Here is a 23,141-nt window from a genome sequence, read left to right on the forward strand (position 1 = left end):
TAAACCTCCTAAACCCCCTAAACCCCCTAAACCCCTTAATCTCTTACTCTTTTCTTACACCCTTCTTATCCCCTTGTAACCCTCCCTTTACCCGCTTCTAACGCCGGGGACGCAGCTTGCAGGAAAATGATGCATATGACGCAGATCCTGCTTCCTACCGACCTTACGGTCCGCTCGCTATGGCCGGTTCACCAGATCGCCCGCAACGAAGCGGGCCCCGCACCGGTGATCCAGCTCGTGCACCTGCTGGAGCCGCCCACCGGCATCGGCGACCTGCTCTCAGCCCGCCGCAACAAGCCCTGGGAGGCCGTGCCGCCGGCCTTTACCGAAGCACTCGAGCTGCTCCGCACGCGCTACGAAGGCCGCATCGCCGGGCTGCACTTCCGCTTCCTCTACGGCTCCACCGGGCGCTACCTCCGCCGCTTCGTCGAAGGCGCCGGGATCGACGCCGTTTATGCGCTGGGGGATTACCGTTATGAGCGCCCCCTGCCCGCCTCGCTTCCCTTTGAAGACCTGTTGCCGAAATGCGGCGTACCGGTGCATTATGTGTCGCTCCGCGAGGGCGCGCTGGCCGACTACCAGATCCTTTCTTCCCTGCTTTACACGCCCGAAGGGCAGGCACCCGCAACGATGGCCAGCACCCGTTAAACAGAATCCTATGCTGTTAAAAGAAAACATCCCGGTGGGCTATATCATCGGCAAGATCCGCAAGGAGCTGCTGGCCGTAACGCTGTATGCGGCGGTGGTGGCCGCGGTGCACGAGTACGTGGGCTGGGCCCGCGTGGAGCTGCCGCTGGCCGTGCCCATGATCATGGGTACCATCATCTCCATGCTGCTCGCCTTCCGCTCCAACCAGGCCTACGACCGCTGGTGGGAGGCGCGCACGGTATGGGGCTCCATCGTCAACGACAGCCGCACGCTGGCCCGCCAGGTGAACACGTTGAGCAAGGAGGTGTACCAGGGCGACGAGTTCTTCTTTTTCAAGCAGCGCTTCATCAAGCGCCAGATCGCCTGGTGCTGCAGCCTGAGCCGCAGCCTACGCCAGCAGCCTGCTGCCGAAGGGCTCGAGCGCTACCTGGTAAAGCGCGACCTCGAGCACATCGGGCAGTTCACTAACGTGCCGATGGCCTTGCTGGAGCTTCATGGCCACGACCTGCAGCAGGCCCTCGACAACGGCTGGATCAATACCTTTCAGCAGGTGGAGGTCGACCGCACGCTCACGCGCCTCTGCGATGCGATGGGGCGCTGCGAGCGCATCAAGAACACGGTGTTCCCGGCTACGTACAGCCTCTACATCCATTTCTCGCTCGTGTTCTTTTTTACGCTGTTGCCCTTTTCACTGATTGATGTGTTCGGCACGCTGCTGTTCATCCCCGCCATGGTGGCCATTGCTACCGCGTTCTTCCTGGTGGAGAAGATGGCCATTCACCTGCAGGATCCTTTCGAGAGCAAGCCCACCGACACGCCCATGACGGCCATCTGCGCCACCATCGAGCGCGACCTGCGGCAGGTGATCAACGAAAGCTATCCCACGGAGCTGGTTCCGCAGAAGAAGAAGCACTTCTATATCCTCTAGTTTGCATGCATAACCGACCCCCGGCAAACGAGAACGGACGCAGCGATGCGTCCGTTCGATTTTTGTGCAGTAGCAGGAAAACCGCGCAAGCGTGGTCGGCGGGGCTTACGCCCTTTCATACGGCGGCACGACGCTAATTTTTTGGTGGGAAAGATCTTGTTATCCTGAGCTTGTCGAAGGACGTTGCGTCGTCGCGCCGTTGCGTCGTAGCGTGAAAAAAGGCCGCTTGCGGCCTTTCACTAAGAGGCAATGCGGTGCGTTCTTTACGACACAACTACGAATGCCTCCGGGTATTGCTGCTCGGCCTGGCTGCGCACCTTCTGGTACACGCGGTAGGAAGCTGTTTCGAAGAGAATCCCGAACAGCGCCAACAGGCAGAAGAGGACCGGTGCATAGTTGTCGTGCCAGCCAAACAGGACCGACTGGTACACGAAGGCCGTTCCGGAGAAGTGCGCCGGGCTCACGCCAAGCAGCAGGAGCTTTTTCTTCGGGGTCGTTCGACGCCTGTAGAAATACAGGTTGCTGATGCCCGCTGCCAGGTAGGCCACCACGAGCCCGATCATGAGCCAAGCCATCGGCACCCATTGCGTCAGCTGCCAGCAGGCGGCGCAGAGCGCAAACACGAAGGTGATCTTCGGCCAGCTGAAGAACGCACGGATCTCGCTCCACCACATCCGGCGCGCCGCCTTGTGGAGCCGCTCTGATTTCTCCTGCACCACCTTGGCAAACCCGAAGATGCCGAAGCGCTTGTACACGCGGTCGAGCGCGGCTTCGAAGGGGAGCGCCGGGTCTTTGGCCCATTCCTCCTCGATGCTGCTGGCAAGGTGGTCTACGAGCTCCACCTGCAGGTCGTACCAATGCACGAATTTCTTTTCGGTAAAGCGGAAGAGCTCCGCGATCTGTGCCTGTGTCAGTTCCATGAGATTGCGGTTTAGGTCAGCCGATGCCCGGCTTCAGGTTGAGAAGGGATTGCATCTGCCCGATAAAGGCCTGCAGCTCGGCCACCTTGTTGGCGACTTCCTTTTTCCCCGACGGGGTGAGGCTGTAGTACTTGCGCGGGCGGTTGCCGCTGGCCTCCACCGTTACGGTAAGCAGCCCTTCGGCCTCGAGCTTATGCAGCGCCGGGTAGAGCGCGCCCTCCGTAAGCTGGAGCGTGCCGGAGCTCGCCTCCTTCACCTTGCGGGTGATCTCGTAGCCATACATGCGGCCCTCCTCCTGGAGCAACTTCAGGATGATGGTCGTAAGTGAGCCTTTGAAGAGCTGGGCATTCGGCTTCATGACGCGAATATATACCTAAGAAACCGATGCATCTAACTCCTGGGTAAAAATTTTTGCCTCAGCTACAGGGCAGCAGCACGAAGAAAGTCGCGCCGGCACCGGGTTCCGACTGCGCCCAGATAGCGCCCTGGTGGTTGGTCACCACCTTTTTGCACAACGCTAGCCCGATACCCGTGCCGCTGTATTCGTTGCGGGCATGCAGCCGCTGGAAGATGTGAAAGATCTGCGCGGCGTATTGCGGCTCAAAGCCAATGCCGTTGTCGCGCACCGTGAGCACGCAATAGCTGCGCCCGGGATCGACATAGGCATGCCCGGCGAGCTCGTCGTCGGTAGCGTCGCGCGCGGAGACGTGCACCTCCGGCACCCGGCCCGGGTGGGTGAACTTCAGCGCATTGGTGAGCAGGTTGAAGAACAGCTGGTGCATCTGCACGGGCACTGCCGGAATGGTGGGCAGGTGGTCTACGGTGATGCGGGCGCCCTTTTCCTGTACGAGTACCTCGAGGTCGACGAGCGCGTGCCGCACGATCGTATCAAGGTCGGTGGGCTCGAAGTGATCCTGGCGGTTCAGCTGGGTAAAATGGAGCAGCTCCTTGAGCAGCGTCGTCATGCGCAGCGCCGTGTTGCTTACTTTCTCGGCATGCCGCCGCGCAACCGGTGTGAGCTGCTCTTTTTCCTGCAGCAGCAGTTCCGAGAAGAGCCGGATCTTGCGCAGCGGTTCCTGGAGGTCATGGCTCGTGATGTACACGAACTGCTCGAGCTCGCTGTTGCTTTTTTGCAGCTCGAAGGTACGCTCGTTGGCAAGGCGCTCGAGCTCCTCGGCAAAGGCCTTGTGCTCGTGGATGTCGGTATTGGTGCCCACCCACATCAGCACTTGTCCGCCGGCGTCTTTGCGGGGCACACCGCGCGCGAGGTGCCAGCGGTACTGCCCGTCGTGGCGGCGGATCCGCTGCTCGAACTCGAAGTCAGTGCCTTCGTCGATCGCTTTTTGCCATACGTGGCGGTTGGCGGCTGCGTCGTCGGGATGGATGCACTGCAGCCAGCCCCAGCCCCGCAGCGCTTCTCCGCGGAGGCCCGTGTACTGCACCCAGTGCTGGTTGAAGAAATCCAGCTCGCCGGCGGCATCGGCGGTCCAGAGCTTCTGGGGGATCGCTTCGGCCATGAACCGGAAAAGGGCTTCTCTTTCCATCAGGTCGGCCTCACGGCGCTTTTTTTCGGTGATGTCGTTCGCCAGCAGCAGGTGTTGCGCGCGTCCCTCGTTGTTGCGGACCGCGGAAAGCTGGAGCTCGAGGCAACGTTCGCCAACGAGGAGCGTCCGGGTGTCGGGGCCGCTGCGGAGCGTGCGCACCGACACGCCGGGGATCAGGTCCTTCAGGTGCCAGGAAGCGGTCTCCTGCACATCGAAGAGCGCGCGTCCCTTGCGGTTGATCGACAGTACGCGGTCCTCGTCGTCGAGGAGCAGCGCGCCGATGGGGGCGCTCTCGAGAAAGTTGCCGAAATCGTCGATGCGCAGCGCGGCGGCGGTAAGCGCGGTGGCTGCGGGCGGCACCTTATTGATGCGGCTGAAGTGGCGGCGTTGCCGGGTGCGCAGCGCAGCATTGCGTAGCACCGTAGCGGGGTCGAAGTGTGCGTTCCAGGCAATGCAGAGCACGTTCTTGCCCACGAACGGAGCGAACTGGAGCTCGGTGCGTACGCGTTGGTAGTTGGCGGGATGCGCCAGCAGCACGATCGAAAGGTAGCGGTCGGCGGCGGCGGCTTCCTGTACGAGGCGCACCGGGTGCCCGGTGTCGGGACCAATGAGCAGCACGTCGGCCGGAGCGAGCTGCGGGCCGAGGTCGCCGGGCGTCGCGGCTTCCAGTATAAATACAGGCTCTGCGAGCTGGGCTCCGAGCGCTCCCTCCCCGTTGCCGAAGCCGGTGGTCAGGATATGAAAAGCGGTTTGGGTGCCGGTCATGGTCAATCGGAAAGAATGGGCTGGTCGAGCAGGGCGCGGCCGAGCCAGGTATACAGAAGATCGGTAGTGGGTGCCATCACGTGCGCCGCACGGGCGTCGCGGAGCAGCTGGCCGAGGCGGCCGTGCTCGCGGTAGCCGATGCCGCCCGCCAGCGTCATGGCCTCGTTGGCCACGTCCACGGCGCAGTGCGCCACTTCAGCCTTGGCCGCCAGGATCGCAGTGAGCGCGTCGGCGGAGCCGCTGTCGCCGAGGCGGGCAGCGTGATAGATAAGCTGGCGGGTCCGCTCCACGTTGGCCCAGAGCCCGCCGAGGCGGTGCTGCAGCAGCGACACCTGCGCGAGCTGCGTGCCGTTGTGGGCATAGGTGCGGCGCGCGAGGGTTTCGCGCGCCTCCTGCAGGGCCGCCTCGGCGATGCCGAGGTAGGTGCCGGCCATGGCCATCAGGAAGTAGGGCGCCACTACGTTGAAGACATACCAAAGCTGGTCGCCCTTTTCGCCCAGGATGTGGCGGGCGCCTACCTGGATGTCGCGCAGCTCCACCGAGCGGGAGGAGTTGCCGCGCATGCCGAGCCCGTTCCAGGGCTCGCCCCAGCGGATACCGGGTGCCTGCGCGTCGATCACGACGCAGGAGAACTGGTCAGGACCCGCGTCTTCGCTTGCGCCGATCGTCGACACCACGTAGGAGTCGGCATGCCCGCCGTTGGTGACGAAGGTCTTGGCGCCGTTCACGACGAAGTCATCGGCCGACCGGGGGAGGAGGATCGTTTGCGGAAAATAGAAGTGGGCTCCGGTGCCGGGCTCGCTGAGGGCGAGCGTGGTGATATGGCTCCCCTGGGCGATGGGCTCGAGGTACTGTGCCGCCTGCCAGCCCGTGGCTTTGGCGGCGATAACGGCCGTGCCCACGCAGTGCATCCCGAAGCAGAGCCCGGCGGAGGAGTAGGCTTTGCCGAGCTCCTCGGAGATGCGCACGAGGGCAAACAGTCCGCCGCCGAGTCCGCCGTAGGCGGCCGGCACCATGAGTCCGGTGAGCTTGCTTTCCTTCAGCGCGGCCATCGTGCGCACCACCCAGGTCGCGTTCCGGTCGGCTTCGGTGCCTTCTTCGCGGGCCACCTCGCGGGCGATCGTTGTGGCGATCCCGATCCATTTTTCCAGGTCATTCATAGGCGTAAGTTGAGCGCAGCGGCGCAAAGCATTCAAAAATGATACGAGGGTAGGATGCGCCTCAGGCGGCCTTCCGGCAAAGCGCGGCCATTTCTTCCGCGATCCGTACCAGCGCCGTAAAGTCGTCGGGCTTTACCCGGTAGGCATGTGCTCCCTCACGCAGGCACTCTTCTATGTAAAGCGGGTTGCCGGAAGTGCTGAGGATCACTTTGGGGATATCGGCGAAACGGGCTTCATGAAGCTTCCGGATGACCTGTGCCCCATTGAGCTCAGGCATATTGTAGTCGAGCAGGATCACGCAGGGAAGGCCAGAGGCACTTGCGGCGAGCAGGTAGTCGAGCGCCTGCCGGCCATCGGGTACGATGCAGAGCCGGAGACCCGGATCGGCTTGCGCGAAAGCGACGGCGATCAGCTCCTGGTCGTCTGGGTCGTCTTCGGCGATAAGTATCGTATGGGTACAGGGCTGCATGGCTCCGGTAAAGATACGCCCCGGATCATTCCCTTCCGAAGCCGTTTTCGGCGCCAGGACAAGCCCGGCAATGAGGGCGCATCAACTCTAGCACGGCATCAGGTATACCGTATTCCTACGGGAGAGCATAGGTGGTGTGCGGGGCGCAGGAGCCGTCTTTTTGCACACCTGTGGATAAAATCGATTCCTGCTCCCGGGTGATTGTGGCACAGGAAGTACGGCTACGGGCCGCCACAGGCTGAGTCGGGGAATACACAGCTTCCCTGCCGCTCACCCTAAGTCCCTGCGTTCGTTTCAATTGGACCCGATTTTGTTTCGATAGGATGAAAGGAGCCGGCAGGTACGCATCCATACCTGCCGTATAGCATGGAGCACCGGGTATCGAGTCCGGTCTTTGATGCCCCTACACGCCAACGTTTCTTCCCGCGCCGATCGGACAAAGCAACGCACCGCTGCGACGGCCCCGGGCCGCCCAGCTCAGTTTTTTCATTTAAAGCAAGGAGTGATCATGATACGTGAAGCAGCTATTCAGATCTGGGGCGGCATGGAATGCACCATCAACCGCGTCGGCAACCAATACTTCGATCAATCGGAATACGCGGGCCATTACGAGCGCGGTGCTGCAGACATCGACCTGATTCATTCGCTGGGCATCCGCACCCTGCGCTACCCGGTGCTCTGGGAGCGGCAGCAGCCGCAGCGCGGCGGCACGCTTTCGTTTGGGGTCGCCCGGCAATGCCTTGGGCGGATGCAGGAGCTCGGCATCGAGCCCATCGTGGGCCTCGTGCACCACGGCAGCGGCCCTGCCTGGGTCAACTTCTTCGACGGCTCCTTCGAGGAGGGGCTGGCGCCATACGCCCGGCAGGTGGCCGAAGCTTTCCCCTGGGTAAATCACTACACCCCTGTGAACGAGCCGCTCACGACCGCGCGCTTCTGCGGCCTCTATGGCCACTGGTATCCGCATGGGCGCGACGAGCGCACCTTCTTTCGCGTGCTGCTGAGCGAATGCAAGGCCACCGTACTGGCCATGCGCGCCATCCGCGAAGTAAACCCCGCCGCAAAGCTGGTGCAGACCGAAGACCTCGGCAAATGCCACAGCACTCCCTTGCTTGCCTACCAGGCCGAAATGGAGAACGAGCGCCGCTGGCTTTCCTACGAGCTCCTGTGCGGCAAGCTGACGAAGGACAAGCTGTACTACAACATCATCCTCCGCAGCGGTATCCCCGAGACCGAGCTGCAGTGGTTCCTCGACAATCCCTGTACCCCCGATATTGCCGGCTTCAATTACTACCTGACCTCGGAGCGCTTTCTCGACGAAGATTGCGACAAGTATCCGCGTGAATATCATGGCGGCAACGGCCATCACCGCTATGCCGATATCCATACCGTGCACGTGCCGATGCAGGGGCGTGCCTGCGGGCCGTCCCAGCTGCTGAAAGAGGCCTGGGAGCGGCTCCGGCTGCCCCTCGCCATCACGGAGTGTCACCTGCACAGCACCCGCGAAGACCAGATCCGCTGGTTTCATTCGATGTGGGAAACGGTGCAGCAGGTGCGAAGCGAAGGTGTAGATATACGGGCCATCACTGCCTGGGGCATCTTCGGGCTGTTTGGATGGAACAAGCTCGTGACCGAGCCCTGGGGCACCTACGAGCCCGGCGTGTTCAACCTCAGCAGCGGCACCCCGCGCCCCACGGCCCTCGCGCACCTGCTGCGCAGCCTGACCAGCCAAGCCGCCTGCGACCACCCGGTGCTGGCCGGTGAAGGCTGGTGGGAACGCCACGACCGCCTCCTGTATGGCGCCCGCAAGGTGGTGCGCATGCGCCGCCGCACGCAGCGCTCCTGCCGCCCGCTGCTGGTGCTCGGCAAGACCGGTACGCTGGGCAGCGCCTTCGGGAAGCTTTGTGCTGCCCGCCACATCCACTGCATCCTCCTGGGTCGCGAAGACATCGACCTTACGCAACCCGGCCCGATCGGGAAGGTGCTCGACGAGCTGAATCCCTGGGCCGTGGTGAACGCCGCGGGCTATGTGAACGTGGACGGCGCAGAGTCGGATGAGGAACGGTGCCTGCAGGTGAACGCCGAAGGGCCGGCCCTCCTGGCCGCGGCTTGCGCAGAGCGCGGCATCCGCTTCCTGTCGTATTCCTCGGATCTCGTGTTCGACGGGCGCAAGCGCACACCTTATACCGAGGCCGACACCGTGCGCCCGCTCAACGCATACGGGCGAAGCAAGGCCCTGTCGGAGGAGCGGATCCTCGCGGCCGACCCGGCAGCGCTGGTGCTGCGCACGAGCTCCTTCTTCGGCCCCTGGGATGCGTACAACTTCGTGCACGCTACCCTGCGTGATCTCGAGGCCGGCAAGCTGGTGCAGGCTGCGTCGGACGTCGTGGTATCGCCTACCTACGTGCCCGACCTCGTACACACCTCGCTCGACCTGTTGCTCGACCATGACAGCGGCATCTACCACGTTACCAACGACGGGCAGGTGTCCTGGGCCGACCTCGCAAGGCAGGTAGCGCTGCTCGCCGGTTACGACGAGGCGCTGGTGGAGGGCGTTCGTGTGAATACCCTGCACCTGCCTGCGCGGAGGCCGCTTTTCAGCGCACTCCAAAGCAGCCGGGGCCTCGCCCTGCCTTCGTGGACCGATGCGCTGGAACGCTGCCTCGAGGCCATGGGTCTGCCTTACCAATCGTCGAAGATTGCCGTATAAACGGCAAGTCATTTCTGGTTAATGGTCACCCTGTAGAGGCGTGAAGCGTGAGGCGTGAGCAGAGACTTCACTGCAGTAGTGGATGTTCTTATGACGCCTGGCGCCTGACGTCTTACGATGGAAATCAGGAATCGATTCAGTGACGCCACTACTTTAGCGTAACGTTTGCTTGGTGCCGGTCCTACCCCCTGGGCGGTACCTTTTTTAGCGTTTGCCCAACAGTGCCGACTTCATAGCGCCCTGGTCCGTTGCTACATTTGAAGCCACCCTTAATCATTGGCACATGCGCTTACTTGCATTCCTTTCAGGACTACTGTTTTTCGTTCTGGCGGGCCACGCCCAATCCACCGACTACCCCTATCCTGTGCGTTACGTAACTGTTTCCGGGAGCGGAGCGCCCCTGCGCATGGCCTATATGGACGTGCAGCCGGAGGGCAAAAGCAATGGCCGTTGTGTACTGCTGCTCCACGGCAAGAATTTCAACGGGGTTTATTGGGAAGGGCCGGCGGCCTTCCTGCGTGGGCAGGGCTTCCGCGTGATCGTGCCCGACCAGGTTGGGTGGGGGCTGTCGGACAAGCCGGTGGCGCACTACAGCTTTCATGGCCTTGCTGACAACACGCGCCGCCTGCTCGATACGCTCGGCGTGGGGCAGGTGATCGTGCTCGGGCACTCGATGGGCGGCATGCTGGCGACGCGCTTCGCGCTGATGTACCCGGACCGGGTGGAGCGCCTCATCCTCGAGAATCCCATCGGCCTGGAAGACTACCGCACCTTCGTTCCCTATGTGCCGTTTGAGCGGCAGCTGGCACAGGAGCTGAAGGCTGATTACGCTTCGGTCCGGAAATACCAGCAAACCTATTACCCGAACTGGAAGCCGGAATATGAGCGCTACGTGGCCGCGCAATGGCAGGCGTTGCAATTACCTGACTTTCGTACCGCTTCCTATGCGAGTGCGCTAGCCTCGGCGATGATCTATGAGCAGCCGGTGTACTATGAGCTTCATCGGGTGCAGGCACCGACGCTGTTGGTGATCGGGCAGGAGGACCGCACCATCGTGGGCAAGGCCTTGCTCGATCCGGCAACGGCGGCGCGGCACGGGCAGTATCCAAAGCTCGGGCGCTGGCTGCAGGGGCAGATCAAAGGATCGAGGCTCGTTGAATTGGTGGGCGTCGGACACATCCCGCACATTCAGGCATCGGAGACCTTCCGAAATACAGTGCTCGACTTCCTGCAACAATGAAGCACAACCGTAAAACATGGGTTGCGCGCCACCTTGCGGGGCACAGAGTTTGAAGCGGTGCCGTTATGAAAGGCAATACGGAAGGCCGCGCCGGCGGGCGCAGGGATGGATTCGTTCAGGTGCGCGGCGCGCGCGAGCACAACCTCAAGAATATCTCGGTCGACATTCCGCGCAATGCGCTGGTGGTGTTTACCGGCGTGTCGGGCTCCGGTAAGTCCTCGCTCGCCTTCGGCACCCTGTACGCGGAGGCACAGCGCCGCTACCTCGAGTCGGTGTCGCCGTATGCGCGGCGCCTATTTCACCAGATGCCCGTGCCGGTGGTGGACGAGGTAGAAGGCCTCCCGCCCGCGGTTGCCCTGCAGCAGCAACGGGGCGCGCCCACTACACGCTCGTCGGTAGGCTCGGTGACGACGCTCTCCAACCTGCTGCGGATGCTTTATTCGCGCGCCGGCGACTACCCGAAGGGACAGGCCCTGCTGTATGCCGAATCCTTCTCGCCCAACACGCCCGAGGGCGCTTGCCCCGAATGCCATGGCCTCGGTCGTATTTATACGGCCACCGAAGCGTCGATGGTACCCGACCCCTCGCTGTCGATCCGGGAGCGCGCCATCGCCGCCTGGCCACCCGCCTGGCATGGACAGAACCTGCGCGACATCCTGACCACCATGGGCTACGATGTGGACACGCCCTGGAAGGATCTCCCGCGCAAGGACCGCGACTGGATCCTGTTTACCGATGAAACGCCAACGGTGCCCGTGTATGCCGGCTTCACGCATGCCGAGATCCAGCGGGCCCTGAAGCGAAAGGAGCCGCCGAGCTATATGGGCACCTTCTCCGGCGCGCGCCGCTACGTGCTCCAAACCTTCGCCACCACGCAAAGCGCGCTCATGAAAAAGCGTGTGTCGCAATACATGATCTCGAGCGAGTGCCCCACCTGCGGCGGGCGACGCCTGCGGCCGGAGTCGCTATCGGTGACGTTTGCCGGTCACAACATCGCCGACCTGTCGCGGCTCCCGCTGAAGCGGCTCCAGGAGATCTTTGCCCCTTACGCCGACGGCTCGGCGCCCGCTATCGCCCGCCTCGCAAAAGACCACCAGGAGAAAGCCATGGTGGCACAACGGATCGCCGAAGACCTCGTTGCCCGCCTCTCGGTACTGCTCGACCTCGGCCTCGGCTACCTTTCGCTGGAGCGGAGCACGCCCACGCTCTCGCCGGGCGAGCTGCAGCGCCTGCGCCTGGCCACGCAGGTGCGCTCCAACCTGTTCGGGGTGGTGTATGTGCTCGACGAGCCTTCTGCCGGACTGCACCCTGCCGATACCGAGGCACTACTGCGCGCGCTCGACCGCCTGAAGGCTTCGGGCAACAGCATCTTCGTGGTGGAGCACGAGCTCGAGGTGATCCGCCATGCCGACTGGATCGTGGACGTGGGGCCCGGCGCCGGCGAGAAGGGGGGCGCCATCCTGTACAGCGGTGAGCCCGGCGGGCTGCGCTCCGTGAAGGCGTCGCGCACCGCGCACTACCTGTTCGAAGAAGCGCCTTTCCCGGAGACGGACTACCGTAGTCCTACGGGATGGCTGAAGCTGCGCGGCATCACCCGTAATAATCTCGACAAACTTGACGTGGATATTCCACTCGGAGTGATGACCAGCGTGACGGGTATTTCCGGCTCCGGCAAATCGAGCCTCGTAAGCCAGGTGCTCGTGGAGCTCGTGGCGGAAAGTCTCGGTCATGAAGTGGCGCCCGAGGAGGAGGAGGGCGACCCGCTGCAGCGCGAGGCCGCGGCTCCCGTGGGCGGGCACATCGTGGCCGGCATGGAAGGCATCCGCCGCCTCGTGCGCGTAGACCAGAAGCCGATCGGCCGGACGCCGCGCTCCAACCTCGCCACCTATACCGGGCTCTTCGATCATGTGCGCAAGCTCTTTGCCGCTACCAAGACCGCGAAGGCCCGCCGGTACGATGCCGGCCGCTTTTCGTTCAACGTGGGCAAGGGGCGCTGCGCCAATTGCGAGGGCGAAGGCTTCGTGATGGTGGAGCTCCTCTTCCTGCCCAGCGTGTATGCGCCCTGCCCCGTGTGCAGCGGTACGCGCTACAACGAAAAGACGCTCGAGATCACCTATAAGGACAAGAACATCGCCGACGTGCTCGGTATGACCGTGGACGAGGCCTATGCCTTCTTCGAGGAGGAGGACGCCGTATGCCGCTCGCTGAAGGTGCTGCACGAGGTGGGCCTCGGCTACCTGCGGCTCGGGCAGCCGGCAACGGAGCTCTCGGGCGGCGAGGCGCAGCGCATCAAGCTGGCTACGGAGCTGCAGCGCGTCGGTAAGGGCAATACCCTTTATATTCTCGATGAGCCTACCACGGGCCTGCATCCTTCCGACGTCGAGAAGCTGATGGCGCAGCTCGAGCGCCTCGTGGATGCGGGCAATACGGTGATCGTGGTGGAGCACGACATGGACGTGGTGGCGGGCTCCGACTGGATCATCGATATCGGGCCCGGGGCGGGCGAAGAAGGGGGGCGGATCGTGGCACAGGGCACGCCGCGCGAAGTGGCCAAAGCGAAGGGGAGCCGCACGGCTCCGTACCTGGCCCAGCGCCTTCGCGGCAGTGCCTTTAAATAGACGGCGGGTTCTCAGGCGCAGCGCGTCACGAGGTGTCCGGCTACGCGGCTCATGAAGGTATAGTCGTCCGGCTTCGTAATGAACTCAACGCCGCGGCTGTTGAAGTGTACGCGGTCGTCGGGCTTCTCGCTCGACGAATACATGACCACGGTGATGCCGGAGAAGCGCTTGTCGGCGCGGATCCGCTCGAAGGTCTGGCTGCCGTCGAGGTAGGGCATATTCATGTCGAGGATGATGAGGCAGGGAAGCGCGGCGCCGGTAGCGGAGGCGGAGTCGAGGTAGCGGAGCGCCTCGACGCCATTGGTGGCGAGCACCACGTTCACGCCGGGTTCGGCCTGCAGCAGCAGCTCCATGAGCAGCTCGCGGTCATCGGCATCGTCATCGACGTACATGATGGTCTTATGCTTCGGTTCCATGGTGTTTCTCCGGTAAAGGGTTTGGTGAGGCGATGATGGTATCGCTGGTTACGGCTATGGGCAGGAGGATCGTGACCGTGGTGCCTTCGTTCACCGCGCTTTCGATGCTGATGCTGCCCTGGTGGTTCTCGATCACCTTGCGGCACAGCGAGAGCCCGACGCCGCGCCCGCTCTGCGGATGCAGCCGCTTGAAGAGCGCGAAGGCCTGGTCGGTGTATTCGGGCGCAAAGCCGACGCCTTCGTCGTGCACGCGCAGCTTCAGGAACTCCATGTATTGATAGCGGTCTTTCAGGTTGCGGTAGCGGTTCTGCGTCACCGTATTTACGGTAATGTGCACGCGGGCTTCCTGCGGGTCTTTGCGGAAACGCAGGGCATTCGACAGCAACTCGGAAAACAACAGGTGCATCTGCTTCCAGTCGGCCTGCAGCACCGGCAGGTCTTCGAGGGTCACCGACAGCCGCACGTCCGGGTATTGGGGCGCCAGTTCCTGCTGCACCACCAGGAGCAGTTTGCCGAGGTCGACCCGGACGAAGTGATTGCGCGCATCGGTGAGCCACACGTATTGCTGGAGGCCCGATACCACCGTGCGGAGGTCGCCGGAGATGCGCATCAGTTTATCGACTACGGGTAGTGTGCCCTGGGCGCTTTCGCGCAGCATGTTCAGGAACACCGAAAGCTTGCGCAGCGGCTCCTGCAGGTCGTGCGTTACCACGCGGTTGAACTGGCGGAGCTCTTCGTTCTGCATCTCCACGAGCCCGATCTGCTCGTCGAGCTGCGCGGCATGCGTGCGCAGTTCTTCCTGGGTGCGCTGGAGCTCGGTGTTTTCGCGGAGCGCCGTTTCGGCGGCCTTCTTCGCGGCAATGAGCTCGTCTTCGAATTTCTTGCGGTGGTACAGGGCGATCCCGACGTAGCAGTAGCGGATCCTGCCCCCGTCGTCCTGCCGCTCCACGTTGACCAGCACGGGAAGCTCCGTGCCGTCGGTACCTTTCAGGGTGATGTAGATCTCTTCGGCATGGTGCTGCATGCGGAGCAGCGGAAAGAAGTGCGTCTGGAAAAAGATCCGCGTGGCCAGCGTGAAGAGGATGTCGACCTTCCTGCCCACGAGCGCCTCCCGCTCGTACTGCAGCTTACGGGCGAGCGTGTCGTTCACATCGAGCAACAGGCCGTCCTCGTCGCAGCAGAAATACAGGCAGGGCGCCCTGTCGAGGTAGGCGTCCATCAGGCGGCGGTGGTTAAGTAGTCCTCAATGAGGGCGATCGTTTCTTCCGGCTCGCTCATATGGGGGCAGTGGCCGGTGGCCTTCATCACGCGCACGGTGCTCCAGGGCAGGTGCGTGGCCAGGTAGTCGCCTACCTCCAGCGGTGCGATGATGTCGTCGGAGCATTGCAGCACGAGTGCCGGCACCCGGTTCTTCTGGAGGTCGCGGCGGTTGTCGGAAAAGAAGGTGGTCTCTGCAAACTGGCGGGCGATCACCGGGTCGGTGGAGCAGAACGAGTCGGCCAGCTCCTGCCCGAGCTGCGGGCGGTCGGGGTGGCCCATGATGTTCGGGGCGAGGAAGTTGGCCCAGCCGATGTAGTTCTTCTCCATCGTGTCGAGCAGGCCTTCGATATCGGCACGCTCGAAGCCGCCTTTGTAGCTTCCGTCGTTGATATAGCAGGGAGAGGGGCCCACCATGATGAGGTGGGAGAACCAGCCGGGCTCTTCGTTGGCTGCCAGCAGGCCCACCATGGCCGACACGGAATGGCCTACGAACACCACGTCGCGCAGCCCGAGCTCGGTACAGATGTCGAGTACATCCTGCGCATAGCCATGCAGCGAGGCGTAGCGCTCCTGGTTATAGGCCGAGCGATCCGACTTACCGGAGCCCACGTAATCGAACAGGACGATCTTATAATCTTTTTCGAAGGCGGGGGTGATGTAGCGCCACATGTTCTGGTCGCAACCAAAGCCGTGTGCGAAAAGCATCGGCTGCGTTCCATTTCCAAAAACGCGAACGTTGTTGCGGGCGGCAATTGTTTGACTCATGGTAGGGTGAACTTCCAGTGAAATTAAACAAAATTGTGCCACAGCGCTATTAGAATTGGAGGCCGGATTTTAACCCGGAAGCGCTGAAACGGCCGACCGCTCGCCGTCGGCCATAGCCTCCGGCGCGGCGCGAGGGGGCGCCGGCCCCGCACTCCGCGCGGGCACGGCTTGCTGATCAGCTTGCTCGATCAATCAAGCCGTCTCCGGGTTGTTTGCAGGTGGTGCTTGCCGGTCGGGGAGGAAAATGCGGAAGGTGGCGCCTTCGCCGGGCCGGCCCTCCGCCTCGATGCGGCCCCCGTGGTTCTCCACCACACGCCGTACGATCGAAAGCCCGATGCCGGTGCCGGAGTAGCCCTCGTGCCGCTTGAGGCGATGGAACAGCTGGAACATCTGGCCGGCGTCCTTTTGCTCGAACCCGATGCCGTTGTCGCTGATCGTGATCAAGTGACAGTCGCCGGGAAGTGGCAGGCCGGCCTCGGTGCACGGGAGACGCCCGGCGCTGATGCGGATGACCGGGGGTATGCCAGGGCGGGTGTACTTGAGCGAATTGGCGAGCAGGTTCTGCAGCAGCTGCTGCAGCTGGCGGCGGTTGCCCTGCAGTTGTGGCAGCGGGGTGGCCAACAGTTCGGCGCGGCTTTCTTCGATGGCCAGTGCCAGGTCTTCCCGCACGTCCTGGAGCAGCTCGTTGAGGTCTACGTGCTCCCGCAGCCCTTCGCCGGGGCGCGCCTGCGAGTAGGCGAGCAGGTCGTCTACGAGCTGACCCATGCGTTGTGCGGCCAGTTCCATGCGGGTGAAATAACCGGTCTCTTTTTCGCTCATCCGGCTGTCGAGCGTCTCCCGCAGGCGGTTGGCGAAGGTGCGTACCTTGCGGATCGGCTCCTTCAGGTCGTGGGAAGCGGCGTGCGCGAATTCCTCGAGCTGCGCATTGGATTGCTCGAGGGCCTTCGACTGCTCGAGCAGCTCCAGCTGGCTGCGCTTCTGCTCGGTGATGTCGCGGATGAAGGCGATAAAGGCCACCTCGCCTTCGAAGCTGGTTTCGGCGATGGTGAGTGCCACATGAAACTCCTGACCTCCCTTTTTCAGCGCGGTGATCTCGATGGTGGTGCCCATTACATGGGGCTCACCGGTGGCCAGGTAGCGATCCATGCCCCGCTGGTGGGCTTCGCGGTAGCGCTCCGGAACGATGCTGTCGTTGAGCGAGCGGTGCAACACCTCGGCGGCGGTCCAGCCGAACACGTCCACGGCCTTCTGGTTCCAGTACAGCACCGTGCTTTTCCGGTCGATGATGACGATCGCGTCGGGCGCGCCCTCGAGGATGCGGGTGAGGTCGCCCTCGCGGCGCCGCAGCTCGCTGTTGAGCCGGCGCAGCTCCGCTTCCTGTTCCAGCCGGGCGGTCATATCCCGAAAGATGCCGGTGGTATAGAGCACGTTTCCCGCTTCGCGCCTGACCGAGATGGCGCCTTCCACGGTTATGGACCTGCCGCTGCGGGTACGCATCCGGAAGCTGTGGCTCCTGGGTGCGCGCCCGCCCTCGATGACGAGTTGCCGGTAGCTGCGGTACGCGTCCAGGTCGTCGGGATGAACAAAGGTGAAGATCAGATGCCCGACAATCTCCTCCAGGTGGTACCCGAGGGTATTGCTCCAGGCCCGGTTGGCATAGAGGATCGTGCCGTCCGTGCGCACAATGTGGATCAGGTCGTGGGCGTTTTCGAAAATGCCCCGGAGCCATTCGTCTTCGTATGGTAGCGGCGTTATCTGGGCCATGGGTGTTGTGCAAGATACACCCGGGAAGCCCTGATAAATTAAACAGTAAGGTCTTTTCATGCTTCCGGCGTACTTTGTCGCATGTCCTCCGATGTGCGGATCTCCAAATTCCTGAGCCTCGTGCTGCGCCACGACCCGGCCCGTATCGGCATCACCCTGGATGCTGGCGGCTGGACGCCCGTGGACGAGCTCCTCCGGTGCCTGACCGCCGCCGGCATGCCCCTCACCCGCGCCTCGCTCGACGCGCTGGTGGCCACCAACCCGAAGCAGCGCTTTGCCTATAACGACGACCGCACCTGCATCCGCGCATCCCAGGGGCATTCCGTGCCGGTGGCCCTCGGTTACGAGCCGCTGCCCCCGCCGGAGGTGCTGTACCATGGCACCGCCAACCGCTTCCTGGAAGCGATTCTCCGCGAGGGACTGAACCCCGGTGCCCGGCACGGCGTGCACCTGAGCGCCGACGTCGCCACCGCGCGCAGCGTGGGCGGCCGGCACGGAACGCCGGTGGTGCTGGAAGTGGCCGCCGCAGCCATGGCTGCCGATGGATTCTCCTTCACCCGTTCCGAGAACGGCGTGTGGATCACGGATGCCGTACCTCCGCAATACCTGAAGGTGATTTGACCTGAGCAATTGTTTAACTCAAATGCCCTTCGGAAGCTTTAAAGGGGCGGCCGCAAGCGGCCTTAGCACGCGACGGCGCAACGGCGCGACGGCGCGACGAAGAAAAGCAACATTTTTTTCTCTCTCGTTGTGCCGTTGTGCCGTCATGTCGTCGTGCAAAGGGGCGGAAGCCCCGCTGACCGTGCTTGCACGGACAACTAAGCGAGTGTCCAAAAATCGAACAGCCGCTCACAGCTTTTGGAGCGCCTTGCGCATCCGCCACTCGTGGTACCTGCGGTAAATAAGCAGGGCAAGGTAGGAGGAGACGATGCCGATCATCATGCCGGCGGTGACGTCGGTGAGAAAGTGCTGTGCGAGGTAGATGCGCGAGAAGCCAACGGCCAGTGCCACGAAGGGCATCGCGATCACCCAGATGCGCTGGCGCAGCAGCGCGGCCAGCAGCAGCGCGCAGGTAAAGGCCGTGCTGGTATGCCCCGACGGGAAGCTGTACTTCCTATGAAGCTCCACGCCTTCTACCTTGTGAATCGCGATTTGCTTGGCTTCGAGGCTGAAGGGGCGCAGCTCTTCGGGGTAGATCCAGTTCTTCATGCCTTGCGAAAACAGCGTACACAGCAGGATGCCCGCGATGATGGCCACGAGGTAGTCGCGCCGGAAAAAATAGGTGAGCAGGAGGATCGGGATGTAGATGAGGCCGTCGCCGAGGTAGGTGACGTAAGGCATCAGGCGGTCGAGGGCAGGGGTGTTGAGCCCGTTGAGCAGCACGAACGATTGTTCCTTGCCGTAAGCGAGCAGCAGGCCCACGGCCGCCAGCACCAGCAGAAAGGTTACCGCCACGGCCAGCCGGTATTGCTGGTAAAGGCTAGGGGTGGAGCGCATGGCCGCGAAGGTATAGAACAGTTGAACAGGGAACAAGGAAGGCTGAAATGGGCTATTGGTCTATTGGTTTATTGGTAATGGGTCGTTCAATGCAGTTGCTTTCATTATGGGTTAGCGCATCTGCGTCGTAGCTACTGATCGTACATATGACCGTTGAAAAAAAAGAAGGGTTTGTCGTCATTAAGCTATCCGCGCCAATCGTATCAAATCGGTCTTATCTGCGTTTCTTCTCTTCCTTGCCATTCCGGCGGCTAATGCCCCAAAAAAAAGTGGGAGATCTTCCTTCGCCGTTCCCTGTTCCTTATTCCCTGTTCATTTGTTTCACTTCGATTTTCCCCTCCTTCAATATTCGTTATTACTTGTTCTTCCGTTCCTTTTAGGGTCAATCTTCTTCCTTCGATATTCCTTATTCCTTGTTCATTATTCGCTATTCAAAACGAAGAAAGGGACCAGAAATGGTCCCTTTGTCCTCGTGTATGCAACTGAAAAAACGGTGATTACTGCTGTTGCTGCTGCTGGAGCAGCTGGTCGTAGGCAGCGTTGGAATTCGTGCTCTGTAAGGTGGTCGGGTCTACCTTGGTAGCGGTGAAGAACTGCACCTTGGCTTTCGTCTTCGACTTGCTCTTCTTCGACTCTACTTTCACCTTCACCTCGGCGGTCTGGGCGCTGGCGATTGCATTCGGATCGGCGGCCACGGCTACGGGGAAGATGGCGGTCGGGTCGGCGGCGCTATAGGCGCCGAGGGCGATGTTGAGGGTGTTGGTCTCGGGAGCGAAGTAAAGCGTGCCCTCGGGAATGGCCTTACCGCTGGCCGACTTCTGCGACACGATGCGGTAGGTGGCCGGGCGCTTCACCAGGTAGGCCTTGAAGGTGCCCTGGGGCATGCCGGAGATCCAGATGGTGCCCTTGCTGGTGGAGTCGAGCGTTACCGTAACGGGGTCGGAAGCGGCGCCGGAAGTGCTGTTCAGCTGGTAAGTGCCAACGGCCGGGAAGATCTTGTGCATCGTCAGGGCTTCGGGCATCGGCTGCAGCTTATACTTCGCAGCGATCGAGTCGACGGTGCTGGCGCCGCGGGGCAGGGCAGGAGCCTGGGCGGTGGCGGTAGCGGACACTTGTGCGGAGGCTGCAGGTGCGGCAACGGCGGCCTGAGCGGCTGCGGAATCGGAGGCGGGCGCCGGTACTACGGGTTCCTGGGCGCTGGCGAAGTTGAAGGCGAGAACGGCTGCGGTTAAAAAAAAGGTGCTTTTCATTGGTTAGCGGTGTTTAAGTGTGTTTGGAAAGGGTGTTTGACCCCCATTTACGGAAAACCATGCCAAAATGTTAAGAGTTTGGTGGTTGACGTTTGTGATTTCAGGTTGCAGGAGCGCGCAGCGCCGGCTGTTGCCCGCTGTGTAAACGAGTGTTAAACCAACGCGCCCACTTCAAACTTCAGGCGACAATCTTCGAACGGCTTCCGGTTCTCCCGTATCTTCGCTTACTAAAATTTTTGGTAAATCCAATGAAGAAGGCCGGAACGACGCCGGTGCCGGAACCCGAGCTGATCGAGGTGTTCGGTGCCAAGGAGCACAACCTGAAAAATATCGACATCGCCATCCCGAAGAACCAGCTCGTGGTCATCACCGGCATTTCGGGGTCGGGCAAGTCCTCGCTCGCCTTCGACACCATCTACTCCGAGGGACAGCGCCGCTACATGGAGACCTTCGGCGCCTATGCCCGCCAGTTCATTGGCGAGATGGAGCGCCCCGACGTCGACAAGATCACGGGCCTCTCCCCGGTGATCTCCATCGAGCAGAAAACGACCAACAAGAACCCGCGCTCCACGGTAGGCACCGTTACGGAGATCTACGACTTCCTGCGCCTGCTCTATGCCCGCGCGGGCGAGGCGTATTCCTACAACACCGGCAAGAAGATGGTGAAGTGGAGCGAGGACGAGATCGTCAACAACATCTTTTCGAAATACGGCGGCGCAAAGATCACGCTGCTTGCCCCGCTCGTGCGCGGCCGCAAGGGCCACTACCGCGAGCTCTTTGAGGAGATGCGCAAGAAAGGCTTCCTGAAGGTCCGCGTCGACGGCGAGATCATGGACATCGCGCCCAAGATGCAGCTCGATCGCTACAAGATCCACGACATTGAGCTCGTGGTCGACCGCCTCAAGGTGGAGCAAGACCTGCGCACCCGCATCTCGCAAAGCGTGCAGCAAACCCTCAAGCTCGGTAAGGACCTCATGTTCCTTGCTTGGGAGACCCCCTCCGGCTCCCCCAGGGGGGGAGGGAAGGCTCCGAAGGAAGGGGTCGTTACCTATAGCCGCCAGCTGATGTGCCCCGATACCGGCATCTCTTACGAGGAGCCCTCGCCCAACTCGTTTTCCTTCAACTCGCCCTACGGCGCCTGCCCCGTGTGCAAGGGCCTCGGCCAGGTGTATACGGTGAGCCTCGAAGCGGTGATGCCCGATCCTTCCCTCAGCATCAACGAGGGCGGTATCGCGCCCCTTGGCGGCGAGCGCGAGGCCTATGCCTTCCGACAGGTGCAGACGCTCGCGCGTAAAAACAAGATCTCGCTCGACAAGCCCGTAAAGGAGCTGCCCGAAAAATCGCTCAACCTCCTGCTCTATGGCAAGGCCGAGGCCGACGTGGCCGAGGAGTTGCAGTTCAACGACGAGGCCATCTCCGAGAACGTGTACGACGGCGACTACGAGGGCGTGGTGAACCAGGTAAAGCGCTGGTTCGCAACCTCCACATCCGAGGCCATCCAGCGCTGGGCCGAGGGCTTCATGGAGCTCACCACTTGCGGCACCTGCGCGGGCACCCGTCTCAAAAAGGAAAGCCTCTGGTTCAAGGTCGATGAAAAGAACATCTCCGAGCTGAGCGAGGTCGACCTCGTGGCCCTCATGACCTGGTTCACCGGTATCGAGGAGCGCCTTTCGGGCCAGCAGCGGGTCATCGCCTCCGAGCTGGTGAAGGAGATCCGCGAGCGCCTGCAGTTCCTCCTCGACGTAGGCCTGACCTACCTCACGCTCAACCGCGCCACCCGCACGCTCTCCGGCGGCGAATCGCAGCGGATCCGCCTCGCCACCCAGATCGGCTCGCAGCTCCAGGGCATCACCTATATCCTTGATGAGCCCTCCATCGGGCTGCACCAGCGCGACAACCACCGCCTCATCACCGCCCTGCAGAACCTCCGCGACATCGGCAACTCGGTGCTCGTGGTGGAGCACGACAAAGACATCATGCTCGCCGCCGACCACCTCATCGACGTAGGCCCTAAGGCCGGCTACCACGGCGGCCGCATCATGGCGCAGGGCACGCCCCAAGAAGTGCTGGCGGCCGACACGCTCACCGCGCAGTTCCTTAACGGCAAGCGCGGCATCGAGGTGCCGAAGGAGCGCCGCAAGGGCAACGGCAAGGAGCTCGTGCTCAAAGGCGTCACCGGCCACAACCTGCACAACGTGAGCGTGACCTTCCCGCTCGGCAAGCTCATTCTCGTGACGGGCGTTTCGGGCTCTGGCAAGTCCACGCTCATCACCGATACTTTATACCCGATCCTGTCGAAGCATTGCTATAATTCGCGGATGACGCCGATGCCGCACAAGGCCATCGAGGGCCTCGAGCAGATCGACAAGGTGATCGAGATCGACCAGAGCCCCATCGGTCGCACCCCCCGCTCCAACCCGGCCACGTACTGCGGCTTCTTTACCGAGATCCGCCAGTTGTTTGCCTCGCTGCCCGAGGCCAAGATCCGCGGCTACAACGCGGGCCGCTTCTCGTTCAACGTCAAGAGCGGCCGCTGCGAGGTGTGCGAGGGCGGCGGCATGCGCGTGATCGAGATGAACTTCCTGCCCGACGTGTACGTACACTGCGAGAAGTGCGGCGGCAAGCGCTACAGCCGCGAAACCCTCGAGATCCGCTACAAGGGCAAGTCGATCTCCGACGTACTGAACCTGACGGTGGAAGAGGCCGTGGAGTTCTTCCAGGCGGTACCGTATTTATACCGGAAGATCAAGGTGCTGCAGGATGTGGGCCTCGGTTATATCACCCTTGGCCAAAGCGCCGTGACCCTTTCGGGCGGCGAGGCCCAGCGCGTGAAGCTGGCCACCGAGCTCGCCAAGAAAGACACCGGCAAGACCTTCTATATCCTCGACGAGCCCACCACGGGCCTGCACTTCGAAGACATCCACCACCTGCTCGAGGTCGTCAACAAGCTCGTGGACCGCGGAAATACGGTCCTTATCATCGAGCACAACCTCGACGTGGTGAAGGTGGCCGATCATATCATCGACCTTGGTCCCGAAGGGGGCTCCGGCGGCGGCAAGATCCTCTACGAGGGCACGCCTGAAGGCCTCCTGAAGGTGAAGGCAAGCCACACGGGGCGCTTCCTGAAGGAGGAACTCAAATGATCTCAGATCGGGGATCTCGGATCTGAGATCTTTACGCAACTTGTTTA

The 23,141-nt window shown here is 62.2% G+C and carries 18 protein-coding genes; 7 read left to right on the forward strand and 11 right to left on the reverse strand.

Translation table 11 applies throughout. The annotated features are described in order from the left end of the window. Positions 1-135 precede the first annotated feature (135 nt). On the forward strand, positions 136-648 hold the full coding sequence (locus tag ABD937_RS22110) for a hypothetical protein (RefSeq protein ID WP_345258175.1): 513 nt from the start codon (positions 136-138) through the stop codon (positions 646-648). 10 nt (positions 649-658) lie between these two features. Then, complete coding sequence (locus tag ABD937_RS22115) at positions 659-1,576, forward strand: bestrophin family protein (protein WP_345258176.1); 918 nt, start codon at positions 659-661, stop codon at positions 1,574-1,576. Between the two features lie 263 nt (positions 1,577-1,839). On the opposite strand, the gene ABD937_RS22120 is transcribed toward ABD937_RS22115, so the two are convergent. The 5 genes from ABD937_RS22120 to ABD937_RS22140 form a co-directional block, all read right to left on the reverse strand. Further along, a complete protein-coding gene (locus ABD937_RS22120; protein WP_345258178.1) occupies positions 1,840-2,496 on the reverse strand; it encodes a hypothetical protein in 657 nt (218 codons plus the stop codon). Positions 2,497-2,512: 16 nt separating this feature from the next. Beyond that, entirely contained in the window at positions 2,513-2,854 is a 342-nt protein-coding gene (locus ABD937_RS22125; protein WP_345258179.1) for a PadR family transcriptional regulator, read from the reverse strand. A gap of 58 nt (positions 2,855-2,912) precedes the next feature. Beyond that, positions 2,913-4,805, reverse strand: coding sequence for a sensor histidine kinase (locus tag ABD937_RS22130; RefSeq protein ID WP_345258180.1), 1,893 nt, complete (start codon positions 4,803-4,805; stop codon positions 2,913-2,915). Between the two features lie 2 nt (positions 4,806-4,807). Beyond that, entirely contained in the window at positions 4,808-5,965 is a 1,158-nt protein-coding gene (locus tag ABD937_RS22135) for an acyl-CoA dehydrogenase family protein (RefSeq protein WP_345258181.1), read from the reverse strand. A gap of 61 nt (positions 5,966-6,026) precedes the next feature. Next, positions 6,027-6,434, reverse strand: coding sequence for a response regulator (locus ABD937_RS22140; protein ID WP_345258183.1), 408 nt, complete (start codon positions 6,432-6,434; stop codon positions 6,027-6,029). Between the two features lie 508 nt (positions 6,435-6,942). Between ABD937_RS22140 and ABD937_RS22145 the strand changes: the two genes are divergently transcribed. The 3 genes from ABD937_RS22145 (at position 6,943) to uvrA (ABD937_RS22155) (ending at position 12,999) form a co-directional block, all read left to right on the forward strand. After that, complete coding sequence (locus ABD937_RS22145) at positions 6,943-9,141, forward strand: family 1 glycosylhydrolase (RefSeq protein WP_345258184.1); 2,199 nt, start codon at positions 6,943-6,945, stop codon at positions 9,139-9,141. A 283-nt stretch (positions 9,142-9,424) separates the two neighbouring features. Next, on the forward strand, positions 9,425-10,381 hold the full coding sequence (locus ABD937_RS22150; protein WP_345258185.1) for an alpha/beta fold hydrolase: 957 nt from the start codon (positions 9,425-9,427) through the stop codon (positions 10,379-10,381). A 65-nt stretch (positions 10,382-10,446) separates the two neighbouring features. Next, complete coding sequence (gene uvrA, locus ABD937_RS22155) at positions 10,447-12,999, forward strand: excinuclease ABC subunit UvrA (protein WP_345258186.1); 2,553 nt, start codon at positions 10,447-10,449, stop codon at positions 12,997-12,999. Positions 13,000-13,010: 11 nt separating this feature from the next. Here the strand turns inward: uvrA (ABD937_RS22155) and ABD937_RS22160 are convergent, their stop codons facing one another. From ABD937_RS22160 to ABD937_RS22175, 4 genes are all read right to left on the reverse strand, one after another. Then, on the reverse strand, positions 13,011-13,415 hold the full coding sequence (locus ABD937_RS22160; RefSeq protein ID WP_345258187.1) for a response regulator: 405 nt from the start codon (positions 13,413-13,415) through the stop codon (positions 13,011-13,013). Then, positions 13,399-14,634 (reverse strand): sensor histidine kinase, encoded by a 1,236-nt coding sequence (locus ABD937_RS22165; RefSeq protein ID WP_345258188.1) that lies wholly within the window; start codon positions 14,632-14,634, stop codon positions 13,399-13,401. The genes ABD937_RS22160 and ABD937_RS22165 overlap by 17 nt, the downstream gene beginning before the upstream one ends. Next, positions 14,634-15,440, reverse strand: coding sequence for an alpha/beta fold hydrolase (locus ABD937_RS22170; RefSeq protein WP_345258189.1), 807 nt, complete (start codon positions 15,438-15,440; stop codon positions 14,634-14,636). Before ABD937_RS22170 ends, ABD937_RS22165 begins: the two co-directional genes overlap by 1 nt. A gap of 192 nt (positions 15,441-15,632) precedes the next feature. Further along, on the reverse strand, positions 15,633-17,204 hold the full coding sequence (locus ABD937_RS22175; protein ID WP_345258191.1) for a sensor histidine kinase: 1,572 nt from the start codon (positions 17,202-17,204) through the stop codon (positions 15,633-15,635). Positions 17,205-17,285: 81 nt separating this feature from the next. Between ABD937_RS22175 and ABD937_RS22180 the strand changes: the two genes are divergently transcribed. Next, positions 17,286-17,825 (forward strand): RNA 2'-phosphotransferase, encoded by a 540-nt coding sequence (locus ABD937_RS22180; RefSeq protein ID WP_345258192.1) that lies wholly within the window; start codon positions 17,286-17,288, stop codon positions 17,823-17,825. A 228-nt stretch (positions 17,826-18,053) separates the two neighbouring features. Here ABD937_RS22180 and ABD937_RS22185 read toward each other — a convergent pair whose 3' ends face one another. Both ABD937_RS22185 and ABD937_RS22190 read right to left on the reverse strand, forming a co-directional pair. Further along, positions 18,054-18,701 (reverse strand): phosphatase PAP2 family protein, encoded by a 648-nt coding sequence (locus tag ABD937_RS22185; RefSeq protein ID WP_425185817.1) that lies wholly within the window; start codon positions 18,699-18,701, stop codon positions 18,054-18,056. Positions 18,702-19,198: 497 nt separating this feature from the next. Then, positions 19,199-19,951, reverse strand: coding sequence for a hypothetical protein (locus ABD937_RS22190; RefSeq protein WP_345258194.1), 753 nt, complete (start codon positions 19,949-19,951; stop codon positions 19,199-19,201). A gap of 248 nt (positions 19,952-20,199) precedes the next feature. Here ABD937_RS22190 and uvrA (ABD937_RS22195) point away from each other — a divergent pair, with 248 nt between their 5' ends. Beyond that, positions 20,200-23,094, forward strand: a complete 2,895-nt coding sequence (uvrA, locus tag ABD937_RS22195; RefSeq protein WP_345258195.1) for an excinuclease ABC subunit UvrA — start codon at positions 20,200-20,202, stop codon at positions 23,092-23,094. Positions 23,095-23,141: the final 47 nt, after the last annotated feature.

Source organism: Flaviaestuariibacter amylovorans (assembly GCF_039541815.1).
Taxonomy (GTDB): Bacteria; Bacteroidota; Bacteroidia; order Chitinophagales; family Chitinophagaceae; genus Flavisolibacter; species Flavisolibacter amylovorans.